Below are 13616 nucleotides of genomic sequence, written 5' to 3'. Positions count from 1 at the left end.
GCCCTCCGCCGCCTCCCGGCCCGCCGACGCCCCTGCCGCGTCCCAGCCCGCCGCGACTCCTCCGGCGGACGAGCCGGCCGCCGAGGACAAGTCGGTCGAGAAGCAGGCGGCGGAGAAGGCGCCGTCGGAGAAGATCGATCCCATCAAGGTCGAGCGCGTTCCGGCGGGCCCGACACCGCCCCCGGGCGCCGTGAAGTTCGTCAAGAAGTTCCTCGCCCGCCATGGCGGCGCGGCCGATCTCGTCCTGCAGCCCACCGGTCGGACGGGGATCCGTCTGACGTTCGTGGGCGCCGACGGGGTCATGGACGACTACATGGTCGACACCCTCGCCGAGGCCGAGGCCGTGCGCGATTCGGTTCCCGGGCTCACCGGTTCGGACTGGACCCGTGAACTGGTCTCCCATACCGATGTGCCCGCGGGCCACTGGAAGCGCATGGCCGGCTCCGGATCCCTGCTCTGAGACCCCGGTAGGACGAGAACGGCCCCGCCACGGCGGGGCCGTTCCGCATTCGCGTCAGGCGGGCCCTGCCGCCGGCCGGACTACGCGGGCCGCGGACTCCCGTCCGCCCGGTCCCTGATGACCGCCGAGGCCCAGAGTGCGCCGGTCACGGCGGTGATGGCCCCCGCCAGCGTCACGTGCAGGACCACCAGCACCTCGGGCACCCCCAGCTGGTACTGGGTGATCCCCACGACGGCCTGTGCCGCGATCAGCGCGATGAGGATCAGGCAGCGCCGGATGGCCGGTCCCTGAGCGCGCAACGCGAGAAGACCGAACGCCAGCCCGATGAGCAGGCAGACGTACCCGACCATCAGTTCGGCATGGAAGTGGACCAGCCACTGGATCGGCATCTGGAGGCGGTCGGCGGCCTCGATGCGGGCGTCACCGGCGTGGGGCCCGGCCCCGGTGACCATGGTGCCGGTCACCAGCACACCGGCCAGGAGCACCGCGGACAGGACGATGAGCCAGGACAACGGCGGGGGCAGGACACGGCGGGCGGGGGCGTCGTCGGCCTCCCCGATCCGGACGAACAGGACGGCCGCGAGCCAGGCCAGGATCATGGACGGGAGCAGATGGAGCGCGACGGTCCACCACACCAGGCCGGCCAGGACCGTGATGCCCCCGATCACCGCCTGCGCCAGGATCCCCGCGGGCATCGCCCAGGCGAGCACCTTGAGCCCGCGGCGACGGCCGGCACGATGGATCGCGAGAAGCAGGGCCGCCGCGATCGCGACCAGCACGAAGGTCAGGAGCCGGTTGCCGAACTCGATGGCCTGGTGCATCGCGGGTCCGGCGCCGGCGACGGGCACGAAACTGTCCTGGTTGCACCGCGGCCAGGTCTCGCAGCCCAGCCCCGAGGCGGTCACCCGAACGGTGACCCCGGTGGTCATGATGCCGATCTGGGCGAAGACGTTGGCCAGCGCGAGGCCCTTCTGCAGCCGGATCGACGGCATCGGCAGACGGGACAACGGTCCCGTCGGTCCGGGGGGTTCGCTCGTGGCATGGCTGCCGGGGTTCGGGGCGTGCGAAGTCGAGGTCACGCCCCCGATTCTAGGCGGGCGCGCAGACGGCTCCGCGATCAGGTGAAGGAGAAGTGCCGCACGGCCAGTCCGGCGCAGACCGCGGTCCACCCGACCAGGACCAGGGCCGCCACGGCGGGGAACCCTCCGTCGATCGCCGTGACCAGTGCGCTGGTCAGCGCGTACGACGGGACGACGACGAGGAGGTCGTGCAGCCACTCGGGCAGGGCTGCCACACCGATCGCCAGACCGGCCGCGCCGATGAGGACGAACCAGATGAGGTTGGCCAGCGCCAGGACGATCTCCGCCCGCAGGGTCCCCCCGAGCAGGAGCCCCATCGACGAGAACGCGACCGACCCGAACGCGATGATCACCGCGCCCACCGCCAGGCCGGCCGCACCGGGGCGCCAGCCGAGCCCGGCCGCGATCACACCCAGCAGGACCGCCTGACCGGCCACCAGGATCAGCGTGGCCAGGATCTTGCCCCCGATGATGACCGCGGGTGGGAGCGGGGTGCCACCGAGCCTCTTCAACGCCCCGTAACGACGGTCGAAGCCGACGGCGATGGCCTGACCGGTGAACGCGGTACCCATGACGGAGAGGGTCAACACCGCCGTGATCGCGTAGTCGATCCTCGGCTGTGGGATCGAACCGAACTCGATCGCGGTGAGCGCGAACAGCACGGCCACGGGGATCACCAGGGCGACCAGGAGCTGCTCACCGTTGCGCAGGAAGAGCGTCAGCTCCATCCGGGTCTGAGACGCGGCCATCCGGACGAGCGGGGCGGGCTCGGACGGGCGGGCGAACGTGCCCGGCGCGAAGCGGTTGGCACCGGTCTGGGTGTCGGTCATCGCAGATCCCGTCCGGTCAGGTCGAGGAAGACCTCTTCGAGGCTCCTGGCGCGGGTCGCCAGGGAGGTGAGCTGGACGTCGGCCTTCTCGAGCGCCGCGCAGAGAGTGGTCATGAGTTCGGGGGAGACCGGGCCGTGGACCTCCAGGACGCCGGCCGCGGCCCCCGTCGTCACCGTGTGGTCCGGACCGATCGCGTGACCCAGGAGAGTCGGGGAGACCTCGCCGTCGACGACCAGGGTCACGCCCTCGGACGTCCCCGACCGAGCCAGTTCGGCCGGCGAGCCTGCGGCCACACGGCGGCCGTGGTCGATGATCACGACCTCGTCGGCCAGGGCGGCGGCCTCGTCCATGAGGTGCGTCGTCAACAGTACGGCGGTTCCGTCGCGACGCATCGCCCGGACCAGGTCCCATACGGCCCGCCGGGACTGGGCGTCGAGTCCTGCGGTGGGCTCGTCGAGGAACACCAGCTCGGGTCGGCCGATGACCGCGATGGCGAGCGAGAGTCGCTGCTGCTGGCCGCCGGACAGACGCCGGTAGGGGGTGGAGACGTGGTCGCTGAGGCCGAGTTCGGCGAGGAGCCAGTCCGGGTCGAGGGGGTCTGAATAGTAGGAGGCGACCAGACGGACCATCTCCCCGACACGCGCCGCGGGATACGCCCCGCCGCCCTGCAGCATCATGCCGATCCGGCTGCGGACCCGCTGACGGTCGGACACCGGGTCGAGCCCCAGCACCCGCAGGGATCCGCCGTCAGGTCGGAGGAATCCCTCGCAGACCTCGACCGTGGTGGTCTTGCCGGCGCCGTTGGGGCCGAGGAGCGCCATCACCTCACCGCGCTCCAGCCGGAGGTCCAGCCCGGCCACGGCCGTGGTCTCCCCGAACCTCTTGACGAGTCCCTCGACGTGGAGCGCGGGGGAGTCGGTGCGTGAGGTCACGGGAGCATTCTAGGCCGCCCCGACTACCGGAAGCGCAACAGCCCCGGCCAGCGGAACATCGCGATCAGCAGCAACGTCACGGCCACGCCGGTGGCCACCCACGCCTGGACGGTGACGAACGGCGGCAGGCCCGCTCCCGGCGGGAGTGTGAAGCAGGCGAGCACGGCGCTGACCGCCACGACGGGGATCCGGAACTCCATCCGCGAGGCCCACGCCGCGAGCGGGATCAGGGCCCACAGGACGTACCAGGGCTGGACGACGGGGAAGCACAGGACGATGGCCGCCATCGACACCCCGAGGCCGCCGACCGGGTCGATCCGCCCGGCGGAGACCGCGAACAGCATCCTCACGGTGAACACGCCGGCGATCACGAGCGCCGCGGTCTGCACCATCACCAGGATCTGGGCGGTGTGGTCGCCCAGGCCGAGGTACTGTCCGATCCCGCCGACGATCACCCCCAGGGCCGTGGGTGGCGAGAGCCAGCTGCGCAGAGACGTGGCCGCCCCGAGCTTCGTGATCCACCCGAGACCGGAGGAGGTCGCGAGCATGGCCAGGCCGGTGGTGGCACCGCTGATGACCAGCATCACCAGAGCCGCCCGCACGGTGGCGAGATAGCCGCCACCCCAACGACGGGCGAGCGCCATCCCGACGAAACCCAGGGCGACGACCGTGGGCAGTTTCACCAGCGCCGACCCGGTGACCAGGACGGTCCCCACGACGAAGAGAACCGCGGTCCGGCGGCCGGAGTCCGGGGAGTCCACCGCGCGGAGGGCCAACACGAGCCCGACGGCCAGCAGTCCCATCATGAGCGACTCGGAGTGGATACCGGACACCAGGTGGAACAGCACGAGCGGATTGGCCACCGCCAGCCAGAGGGCCGCCACGTCCGACACCCCGCAGTACTCGGCCAACCGAGGGACCGCCCATCCCAGCATGAGGATCCCGAGGATGGCCACCACGCGGTGCAGGATCGTGCCGACCACCACGTCGTCCCCCGTCAGCGTGTGGATCACCTTCTGCACGCCGAGGAACAGCGGGCCGTACTGGTTCGGGGTGTCCCGCCAGATGTCCGGGACGTTGACCGTCAGGGCGTGGGAGGTGCCCAGCGCCGACACGGGACCCAGCGCGTACGGGTCGTCGAGGGTGTTGCCGATCGCGCCCTGGGCCAGATAGCTGTAGACGTCCTTGCTGAACATGGGCGGGGCCAGCGCGAGCGGAATCGCCCACGACGCGATGATGCGGTCGAGTGTGGCCCTGTCGATGCGGCCGCTCAGCCGTCCCCGGCGATCCCGGCCGAGGACGTACGGGGCGAGCAACAGCCAGCAGAGAGTCACCACCACCATCCCGGTCATGACCACGGTCATGGAGGACTGCTGCACCCTGAGCCACAAGCCGAACAACCGCTCGCCCGCGACGGGGTTCTGCAGGACCGGCAGGGCGCCGGCGCCCAGGGCACCCACCGCCATCGCGACGGCCGCGGTGGTGCCGATCCTGCGGATCCGGCGGAGTCGGGCCAGTTCAGCAGACGGTGGGGCCCCGGTGAACCGCTCCTCGGTATGGAGTCGGGCAGTGACGGACCCCGCACCGCGTACCGGGAACCTGGGTGCCACTGATTTCGGCCTCTCTCCACAGTGGGTGTCGCAGATCACATTTCGACGGCACCGCCGGACTCGCGGGGGGTGGGAATATTTCCGTCACGGAAGTGTTGCGTAATATGAGGTGGTGCGTCCCGCACGGGGCGCACCGAGCATAGCCGGAAGGGAGTGGCAGATGAGCGTGCAGCACGCGTACGAGAGCAGCACGCGGCCCGACACCCGCTCGGCCGTCCGTGAACTCCTGCTGGAACGAGGAGCGCTGACCGCCGTAGAGATCGGACGAGAGCTCGGGCTGACCGCTGCCGGTGTCCGCCGACATCTGGACCAGTTGGTCGAATCCGGCGAGGTCGAGGCCACCCGGACCCGCCCGGCCGGCACCCGCGGTCGGCCGGCCAAGGCGTTCCAGGTCACCGCGACGGGCCGCAGGTCCGCGCAGCACGGGTACGACCACCTGGCGGTGGAGGCCCTGTCCGCCCTGCGACGCGTCGGCGGCACCGCCGCCGTCGCGGACTTCGCCCGCCAGCGCGTCCGCTCGGTCATCGGACACGTCCGGCCCGCCGAGGGACCGCAGGACGTCGAGCGTGCGGCGACGGACATCGCCGTCGCCCTCTCGGAGTCGGGATACGCCGCGTCCATTGAGGACGCCGGGGCGGGCCTCCAGATCTGCCAGCACCACTGTCCGGTGTGGAACGTCGCCTCCCGGTTCCCGGAACTCTGCGAGGCCGAGCAGGAGGTGGTGGCCGAGATCGTGGGCACCCACGTCCAGCGCCTCGCCACCATCGCCGGCGGCAACTGCGCCTGCACCACGAACATCCCCACGGGGATGGTGACCGCCGGTGACCTGGCGGCGACCATCCCCGCAGCGGCCGGCGCAGACGCGTCGGTTCCGACCCCCGAAAGGACTGTGCGATGACCATCACCCCAGATCAGGTGACGGCCGACGTCACCGTGCACGAGCCGACCACCGATGAGGAGCGGATCGCCTCGATCGGTCAGTACAACTACGGTTGGCACGATTCCGACTCCGCCGGTGCCACAGCCCAGCGCGGCCTCTCGGAGGCCGTGGTGCGTGACATCTCCGCCAAGAAGAGCGAGTCCGAGTGGATGCTTGCCAAGCGACTCAAGGCGCTGGCGACGTTCTACAAGAAGCCCATGCCCGGATGGGGTTCGGACCTGTCGGGGATCGACTTCGACAACATCAAGTACTTCGTGCGGTCCACGGAGAAGCAGGCCACCTCGTGGGAGGACCTGCCGGAGGAGATCAAGAACACGTACGACAAGCTCGGCATCCCGGAGGCGGAGAAGCAGCGTCTGGTCGCCGGCGTCGCGGCCCAGTACGAGTCCGAGGTGGTCTACCACCAGATCCGTGAGGACCTCGAGAGCCAGGGTGTCATCTTCATGGACACCGACACCGCGCTCAAGGAGCACCCCGAGTACTTCGAGGAGTACTTCGGTTCCGTGATCCCGGCCGGCGACAACAAGTTCTCCGCCCTCAACACCGCGGTGTGGTCGGGCGGCTCGTTCATCTACGTCCCGCCGGGCGTCCAGGTGGACATCCCGCTGCAGGCCTACTTCCGCATCAACACCGAGAACATGGGCCAGTTCGAGCGCACCCTCATCATCGTCGACGAGGGCGCCTACGTGCACTACGTCGAGGGGTGCACCGCGCCGATCTACAAGTCGGACTCGCTGCACTCGGCCGTGGTCGAGATCGTCGTCAAGAAGGGCGGCCGTTGCCGCTACACGACCATCCAGAACTGGTCGAACAACGTCTACAACCTCGTCACCAAGCGCGCCCGGGCCGAGGAGGGCGCCACCATGGAGTGGATCGACGGCAACATCGGCTCCAAGGTGACCATGAAGTACCCGGCGGTCTGGCTCACCGGCGAGCACGCCAAGGGCGAGGTGCTCTCCGTGGCGTTCGCGGGGGAGGGTCAGCACCAGGACACCGGTTCGAAGATGCTGCACCTGGCGCCCAACACCTCCTCGAACATCGTCTCCAAGTCGGTGGCGCGAGGCGGCGGACGTTCCGCGTACCGCGGGCTGATCCAGATCAACGCCGGTGCGAAGGGATCCAAGTCGAACGTCGAGTGCGACGCACTGCTGGTGGACAACATCAGCCGGTCCGACACGTACCCCTACATCGACATCCGCGAGAACGACGTGACCCTGGGTCACGAGGCCACCGTCTCCAAGGTGAGCCAGGACCAGTTGTTCTACCTCATGAGCCGCGGTCTGGCCGAGGACGAGGCGATGGCCATGATCGTGCGCGGATTCGTCGAGCCGATCGCCAAGGAGCTCCCCATGGAGTACGCGCTCGAGCTCAACCGCCTGATCGAACTCCAGATGGAAGGATCGGTGGGCTGACCGCCATGACCGACACCACTACACCCACCACCGGAACCGGCCCCACCCCGGTGACGGACCGTTACGGCATCCCCGTCACCGCCACCAAGGGCGACCAGTTCTCCTCCTTCGACGTCGGCGCGTTCGAGGTCCCGAGCCACAAGGACGAGATCTGGCGCTTCACCCCGCTCAAGCGGCTGCGCGGGATCCATGACGGATCGCGCGTCACGGCCACCGGGAACCTGCTCGTCTCCGTCGCCGAGCGTGACGGACTGACGGTCGAGAGCGTCGGGACCGACGACAAGCGGATCGGCGAGGCCGGGGCACCCCGCGACCGCGTCGCCGCGCAGGCGTTCGGTTCCGTCGACACCGCGACGGTGCTGACCGTCGCCAAGGAGACCGTCCTGACCGACCCCGTGTACGTGACGGTCGACGGACCGGGGGAGGGCGAGCTGGCCTACGGCCACGCCCAGATCCGCCTGGAGCCGTTCGCCAACGCCACCTTCGTGGTGGACCAGCGCGGCGGGGGGACGATCGCCGAGAACGTCGAGTTCATCGTCGGCGACTCGGCCCACCTCGAGGTGGTGCTCATCCAGGACTGGGATGACGACGCGCTACACATGGCCAATCATCACCTGCAGGTCGGCCGCGACTCGACCCTCACCTACACCGCCGTGACCTTCGGCGGCGAACTCGTCCGGATCGCACCGCTGGCGACGTTCACCGCCCCCGGGGGCACCGTGAACATCAACGGTCTGTACTACGCGGACGACGGCCAGCACATCGAGCACCGGTTGCTCGTCGATCATTCGGTACCCCACTGCACGTCGCGGGTCCTCTACAAGGGCGCGCTGCAAGGCGATGCGACGTCGAACCTGCCCGACGCCCACACCGTGTGGATCGGCGAGGTCCTCATCCGGGCCGCCGCCGAGGGCACCGACACCTACGAGATGAACCGCAACCTCGTCCTCACCGACGGGGCCCGCGCGGATTCCGTACCGAACCTCGAGATCGAGACCGGCGAGATCGCCGGCGCCGGCCACGCCAGCGCCGTGGGACGATTCGACGAGGAGCACCTGTTCTACCTCATGTCCAGGGGCATCGCCGAGGACGTCGCCCGGCGCCTGGTCGTCCGGGGCTTCTTCGGAGAGGTGATCAACCGCATCGGCGTGCCGGAGGTACGTGACCGGATCGCCGAGGCCGTCGAGCTGGAACTGCAGTCCTCCGGGATCTGATCCCAGGCCCCCGAGAGACCACCCCCGAAGACTTCACAAAGATTGCGAGCACACCAATGACCATTCTCGAGATCAAGGGCCTGACCGCCCGCGTCGCGGCCACCGCGGACTCGGCCGAGACCGTCGACATCCTCAAGGGCGTCGACCTGACCATCGAGTCGGGGATGACCCACGCCATCATGGGCCCGAACGGCTCCGGCAAGTCGACCCTCGCCTACGTCATCGCCGGACACCCCAAGTACGAGGTCACCGGCGGTACCGTCACCCTCGACGGGGAGGACGTCCTGTCGATGGAGGTCGACGAGCGCGCCCGCGCCGGTCTGTTCCTGGCCATGCAGTACCCGACCGAGATCCCCGGGGTCTCGACCGCCAACTTCCTGCGCACCGCTGCCACCGCGGTCCGGGGCGAGGCGCCCAAGTTGCGGCACTGGGTCAAGGAGGTCAAGGAGGCAATGTCCGACCTCGACTTCGATCCGGCCTTCTCCGAGCGCAGCGTGAACGAGGGCTTCTCCGGCGGCGAGAAGAAGCGCCACGAGATCCTCCAGCTGGATCTGCTCAAGCCCAAGATCGCCGTGCTCGACGAGACCGACTCCGGTCTCGACGTGGACGCGCTGCGCGTGGTGTCGGACGGCGTCAACCGCTACCGGTCCGAGGAGAACGGCGGAATCCTCCTCATCACGCACTACACCCGCATCCTCCGCTACATCACGCCCGACCGCGTCCACGTCTTCGTGGACGGCCGGATCGCCGCCTCCGGTGGGGCGGAGTTGGCGGACGAGCTCGAGGCCGAGGGGTACGAGAAGTACCTCACGCCCGCGAACGCCTGATCGGACAGCTGGGAGAACATGACCTCGACCCTCGACATCACGGCCGTCCGCTCCGATTTCCCGATCCTGCAGCGGACGGTCCGTGACGGAAAGCCCCTGGTCTACCTGGATTCCGGGGCGACCTCGCAGCGCCCGATCCCGGTACTCGACGCGGAGCGGGACTTCCTGCTGCACTCCAACGCAGCGGTCCACCGGGGCGCACACCAACTGGCCGAGGAGGCGACCGACGCCTACGAGGACGCGCGCGCCGCGATCGCCGGGTTCGTCGGGGCCGATGTGGACGAGCTCGTCTTCACCAAGAACGCCACCGAGGCGCTCAACCTCGTCGCGTTCGCGCTCGGGGACGACCGATTCGGTCCGTACTCCGTGGGCCCGGGTGACGAGGTCGTGATCAGCGAGCTCGAGCACCACGCCAACCTGGTGCCCTGGCAGGAGTTGTGCCGCCGCACCGGCGCCACGTTGAAGTGGTACGGCGTGACCGACGACGGACGCATCGATCTCGAGTCTCTCCGGCTGACCGACGCGGTCAAGGTCGTCGCGCTGACCCATCAGTCCAACGTCACCGGCGCGGTGACCGACGTGGCACGCGTCGTGGAGGCCGCGAAGGCGGTGGGAGCGCTCGTCGTGTTGGACGCGTGCCAGTCGGTCCCGCACATGGCCGTGGACTTCCACGGACTCGGGGTGGACTTCGCCGCGTTCTCCGGACACAAGATGCTCGGCCCCACCGGCATCGGCGTGCTCTACGGTCGTCGGGAGTTGCTCCGGGCCATGCCGCCGGTGCTCACGGGCGGATCGATGATCTCCACCGTGACCATGGAGAAGTCGACCTATGCCGACCCGCCCCAGAGGTTCGAGGCCGGTGTGCCGATGGTGTCGCAGGCCGTGGGCCTCGCCGCCGCGGTGCGCTACCTCGAGGGCGTGGGGATGGAGACGGTCGCCCGGCACGAGGAGTCGCTCACCGCGGCCACCCTCGAGGCCCTCGGCCAGATCCCCGGCATCCGGATCGTCGGTCCCCGCGACATGGTCGCCCGGGGCGGTGCCGTCTCGTTCGTGGTCGACGGTGTCCACGCCCACGACGTGAGCCAGGTCCTGGACGACGACGGCGTCGCGGTACGGGTGGGCCACCACTGTGCGTGGCCGTTGCACCGCCGACTCGGCGTGCAGTCCACGGTCCGGGCCTCGTTCGCGCTGTACAACACCCTCGACGAGGTCGAGGTGCTCGCCCGGTCGCTGCGCCGGGCCCAGGAGTTCTTCGGAGTGGGAGGTGCGCGTTCGTGAAGCTCGAGCAGATGTACCAGGAGGTCATCCTGGACCACTACCGACACCCGCACCACAGCGGCCTGCGGGAGCCCTTCGGGGCCGAGGTGCATCACGTCAACCCGACCTGCGGCGACGAGCTGACGCTGCGGCTGCGGCTCTCCGACGACCGGTCGACGATCGAGGACGTGTCCTACGACGCGCAGGGGTGCTCGATCAGCCAGGCGTCCACCTCGATGATGGCCGACCTCATCGTCGGCCGGACGGTGTCGGAGTCCCTCGAGGCCTACGACGCCTTCCACGAGATGATCTCTTCCCGCGGGAAGCACGAGGGCGACGAGGAGATCCTCGACGACGCCGTCGCCCTGTCCGGGGTGTCCCGCTACCCGGCGCGCGTCAAGTGCGCGCTGCTGGGGTGGATGGCATACAGGGACGCTCTCGGCCGACAGACCGAACAGCATCAGGAGTGAAGTGACATGACCGAGCAGATGACCCCGGCCAACGACCCGTCGGTCGACGACGCGACGTCGGCGGAGGAGAACGCGACCGCGGCGGGCACCGTCTACAACGGTGAGTTCCGCCCCGACCCCAATCGTCCCGAGCAGTCGGAGGAGGACCTGGCGCTGGTCGCCGACCTCGAGGAGGCCATGCGCGACGTGGTCGATCCCGAGCTCGGGATCAACGTGGTGGACCTCGGGCTGGTCTACGACATCTGGGTCCGCCCGGGTGAGACCGAGGGTTCCACCATCGCGCGGGTGGACATGACGCTGACCTCGGCGGCCTGCCCGCTGACCGACGTGATCGAAGACCAGGCGCGCAGCGCTGTGGTGGGTTCCGACCTGGCCAACGACCTCGAGCTCAACTGGGTGTGGATGCCGCCGTGGGGCCCGCAGATGATCACGGACGACGGCCGGGAGCAGCTCCGGGCGATCGGCTTCACGGTCTGACGACCGACGGGACCGCCGCCCCCGGCCTCCCGGGGCCACCGGCGGTTCACCGGGTGTTTACCCTGGGAGCATGGCCCCACCCGCGGATGACATGGTGCCCGGAGCGCCACGAGACCACGAGCGAGGCCCGGTAGAAGCCGGGTACCCCCTGTCCAGGGCGGCCAGGTGGCTCCTGCTGCCCTCGCTTCTCCTCGCGCCGCTGTCCGGGCTTCTGTACGCCGTGGTCCGATCCACCGGGAGCTACGACCGGGATCAGGGATGGAACCTGCTGTGGAGCGCGTTCGACATCGGGGCCGAGGGGAACATCGCGGTCTGGTTCGCGGCCACGATGTGGCTGCTCGTCGGCGCCCTGGCCGCGTTGGCGGCCCTCACCTCTGAGCGGTTCCGGGCGTCGTGGTGGGTGTTCGCCACCGTGGCCGTCATCGCCTCGGCCGACGAGGCGGCACAGCTCCACGAGCGCCTCTTCTACGTGGGTGACCGCGTGGCGTCGGCGCTGCCGGGAGATCTCTACTACAGCTGGGTCATCCCCGGGGCCGCCGTCGCGTTCGTGGTCGCGGCGCTTCTCCTCCGCCTGGTCCTCGCCCTCCGTCCGCGGGTGACGATCGGGCTGATCGGCTCCGCGGTGGTGTTCCTCCTCGGCGCGCTGGTCATCGAGTCCGTCTCCGGCATCGTGGAACGCGACCAGGGGAGATCCGACCTGTATGTGGCGATCATGTACGTCGAGGAGACCTTCGAGCTGGTCGGGGTGGCGTGGGCCGTGATCGCGCTGGCCTCGATGTTCCGCGTGACCCGGAGGTCCGGGGCACTCGCCCTCACCTTCGACGGATTCCCGCCGTCACCGGAAGAGCCGGGGCCGGGACGCCGCGCGTCGGGTTAGCTCGATCGGGCAGTGACGGCGGGGCGGGGGCGCCGCCGGAGCACCGCGGCGATCATCCCCACCTTGCCGCGTACGGGCATGCACACCCACATGTCCCACATCGCCAGCGCCAGCTGGTACGAGGGACTCGCGCCGTCGAGGAACCACTGCTGACGACGGCCGCCGATCCGGCCGAATGCGCCGAACAGTTGCCTCAGGGTCCGGCCGTCGGCGCGCAGGAGAACGCGGAGCCCGATCTTGTGCAGCGCGGTGCTCGCGGGCGACCGGGGTGCCGGGATCGGGAAGCCGGTACCGATGGCGTGCACCGCACCCGGGACCGCCGCCAGCATCGAGGCGACCGAGTACCCCGTCGCCGCGTGTCCGTGACCACCGGCGGTACCGAACGCCTCGATCCGTGGGGCTCCGGACGCGCCCCCGCGGGGCAGGAGCGGGATCCGCACCCGCTCCACCTCGAGCGGTGCGTCGAGGGCCGACCGGGCGACTCCGCGTCGCAGGAGCCTCGATCGCAGCCGGGCCGCGAGGTCGGCGGGGTCCGGTGCGGGCAGCCCCGCGAGACACGTCTCCTCGAGGAGGACCCGGCCTGCGCCCAGGGGGATCGCGTACAGGAAGCTCGGGCCGAGCTCGTCGTCGTCGTGATCCGTCCGCCAGTCCATGAACAGCGCCGGGTCACCACCGAGGGCGGGGGCCGCGTCCACCGCATCCAGGACGATCCCGTAGGCGGTCTGGAGCGGCCCGGGATTGGCGGGGCCGCCGGCGCCGCGGCAGTCCACCACCCGGTGCGCCCGGGCGGTCAATGCGACCAACGCGGCATCGTCGACGGCCGTGGTCTCCACCGTCACGCCGGCCCCGAGAGGCAGTGCCTCGCGCAGGGAGTCGTTGTCGAGCACGCTGTAGGCCCGGTCCACCACGGCCCGGTCGGGGGAGTAGTGGACCGGCGCGTGGACGGAGTGCGCCAGGACGTCGACACCGCACGCCGCCACCGAGAGCCACGGGGGGAGCTGGTCGGCCCACAGGGAGAGCGTCTGGCGCCACGGCGCGTCCGGCTGCGGATCGATCGCGAGCACGCTCAGGCCCGCGGCGGCGCAGCGGGAGGCGAGCGCGCGGCCGGCCGGTCCCAGACCGACGACAGCGACGTCGTACAGCGCAGCCCCCGTAGCATCCATCACGACAGACAGTACCGCCGACGAGAGGGCATAGACGTGCCGGGAGCGTTCTACCACCAGGTCGCCGA

Annotated in this window: 14 protein-coding genes; 9 read left to right on the top strand and 5 right to left on the bottom strand. The window is 70.0% G+C overall.

What is annotated here, in order from left to right; all coding sequences use genetic code 11:
* The coding region (locus tag G6028_RS11470) for a hypothetical protein (protein ID WP_187701243.1) at window positions 1–460 on the top strand (460 nt) is incomplete at its 5' end.
* A gap of 80 nt (window positions 461–540) precedes the next feature.
* On the opposite strand, the gene G6028_RS11465 is transcribed toward G6028_RS11470, so the two are convergent.
* The 4 genes from G6028_RS11465 to mptB are packed head-to-tail and all read right to left on the bottom strand — an operon-like array spanning window position 541 to window position 4911.
* Entirely contained in the window at window positions 541–1539 is a 999-nt protein-coding gene (locus G6028_RS11465; RefSeq protein WP_182658940.1) for a COX15/CtaA family protein, read from the bottom strand.
* A gap of 38 nt (window positions 1540–1577) precedes the next feature.
* Window positions 1578–2369, bottom strand: coding sequence for an ABC transporter permease (locus G6028_RS11460; protein WP_182658938.1), 792 nt, complete (start codon window positions 2367–2369; stop codon window positions 1578–1580).
* Entirely contained in the window at window positions 2366–3301 is a 936-nt protein-coding gene (locus G6028_RS11455; protein ID WP_182658936.1) for an ATP-binding cassette domain-containing protein, read from the bottom strand. The genes G6028_RS11460 and G6028_RS11455 overlap by 4 nt, the downstream gene beginning before the upstream one ends.
* Before the next feature lie 23 nt (window positions 3302–3324).
* A complete protein-coding gene (gene mptB / locus G6028_RS11450; RefSeq protein WP_182658934.1) occupies window positions 3325–4911 on the bottom strand; it encodes a polyprenol phosphomannose-dependent alpha 1,6 mannosyltransferase MptB in 1587 nt (528 codons plus the stop codon).
* Window positions 4912–5071: 160 nt separating this feature from the next.
* On the opposite strand from mptB, the gene G6028_RS11445 reads away from it, so the two are divergent.
* From G6028_RS11445 to G6028_RS11410, 8 genes are all read left to right on the top strand, one after another.
* On the top strand, window positions 5072–5809 hold the full coding sequence (locus tag G6028_RS11445) for a helix-turn-helix transcriptional regulator (RefSeq protein WP_182658933.1): 738 nt from the start codon (window positions 5072–5074) through the stop codon (window positions 5807–5809).
* Entirely contained in the window at window positions 5806–7263 is a 1458-nt protein-coding gene (gene sufB, locus G6028_RS11440; protein WP_182658931.1) for a Fe-S cluster assembly protein SufB, read from the top strand. The genes G6028_RS11445 and sufB overlap by 4 nt, the downstream gene beginning before the upstream one ends.
* A 5-nt stretch (window positions 7264–7268) precedes the next feature.
* Window positions 7269–8477: a Fe-S cluster assembly protein SufD gene (sufD, locus tag G6028_RS11435; RefSeq protein ID WP_182658929.1), complete on the top strand. Its 1209-nt coding sequence runs from the start codon at window positions 7269–7271 to the stop codon at window positions 8475–8477.
* 56 nt (window positions 8478–8533) lie between these two features.
* Window positions 8534–9304 carry a Fe-S cluster assembly ATPase SufC gene (sufC, locus tag G6028_RS11430; RefSeq protein WP_179525313.1) on the top strand — a complete coding sequence of 257 codons (771 nt, stop codon included), beginning with the start codon at window positions 8534–8536 and terminating at the stop codon, window positions 9302–9304.
* A gap of 18 nt (window positions 9305–9322) precedes the next feature.
* Window positions 9323–10582 (top strand): cysteine desulfurase, encoded by a 1260-nt coding sequence (locus tag G6028_RS11425; protein WP_182658927.1) that lies wholly within the window; start codon window positions 9323–9325, stop codon window positions 10580–10582.
* Window positions 10579–11031 (top strand): Fe-S cluster assembly sulfur transfer protein SufU, encoded by a 453-nt coding sequence (gene sufU / locus G6028_RS11420; RefSeq protein ID WP_182658925.1) that lies wholly within the window; start codon window positions 10579–10581, stop codon window positions 11029–11031. Before G6028_RS11425 ends, sufU begins: the two co-directional genes overlap by 4 nt.
* A 6-nt stretch (window positions 11032–11037) precedes the next feature.
* On the top strand, window positions 11038–11508 hold the full coding sequence (locus tag G6028_RS11415) for a metal-sulfur cluster assembly factor (RefSeq protein WP_179525310.1): 471 nt from the start codon (window positions 11038–11040) through the stop codon (window positions 11506–11508).
* Between the two features lie 70 nt (window positions 11509–11578).
* Complete coding sequence (locus tag G6028_RS11410) at window positions 11579–12385, top strand: hypothetical protein (protein WP_241730699.1); 807 nt, start codon at window positions 11579–11581, stop codon at window positions 12383–12385.
* Here the strand turns inward: G6028_RS11410 and G6028_RS11405 are convergent.
* On the bottom strand, window positions 12382–13616 hold a 1235-nt coding region (locus G6028_RS11405), incomplete at its 5' end, for a lycopene cyclase family protein (protein ID WP_338404204.1). The two genes, G6028_RS11410 and G6028_RS11405, sit on opposite strands and share 4 nt — an antisense overlap.

The sequence above is a fragment of the Dietzia cercidiphylli genome, assembly GCF_014145145.1.
Taxonomy (GTDB): Bacteria; Actinomycetota; Actinomycetes; order Mycobacteriales; family Mycobacteriaceae; genus Dietzia; species Dietzia natronolimnaea.
The sequence above is the reverse complement of the archived record's forward strand: the minus strand, read 5'-3'. Positions and strand labels throughout refer to the sequence as shown.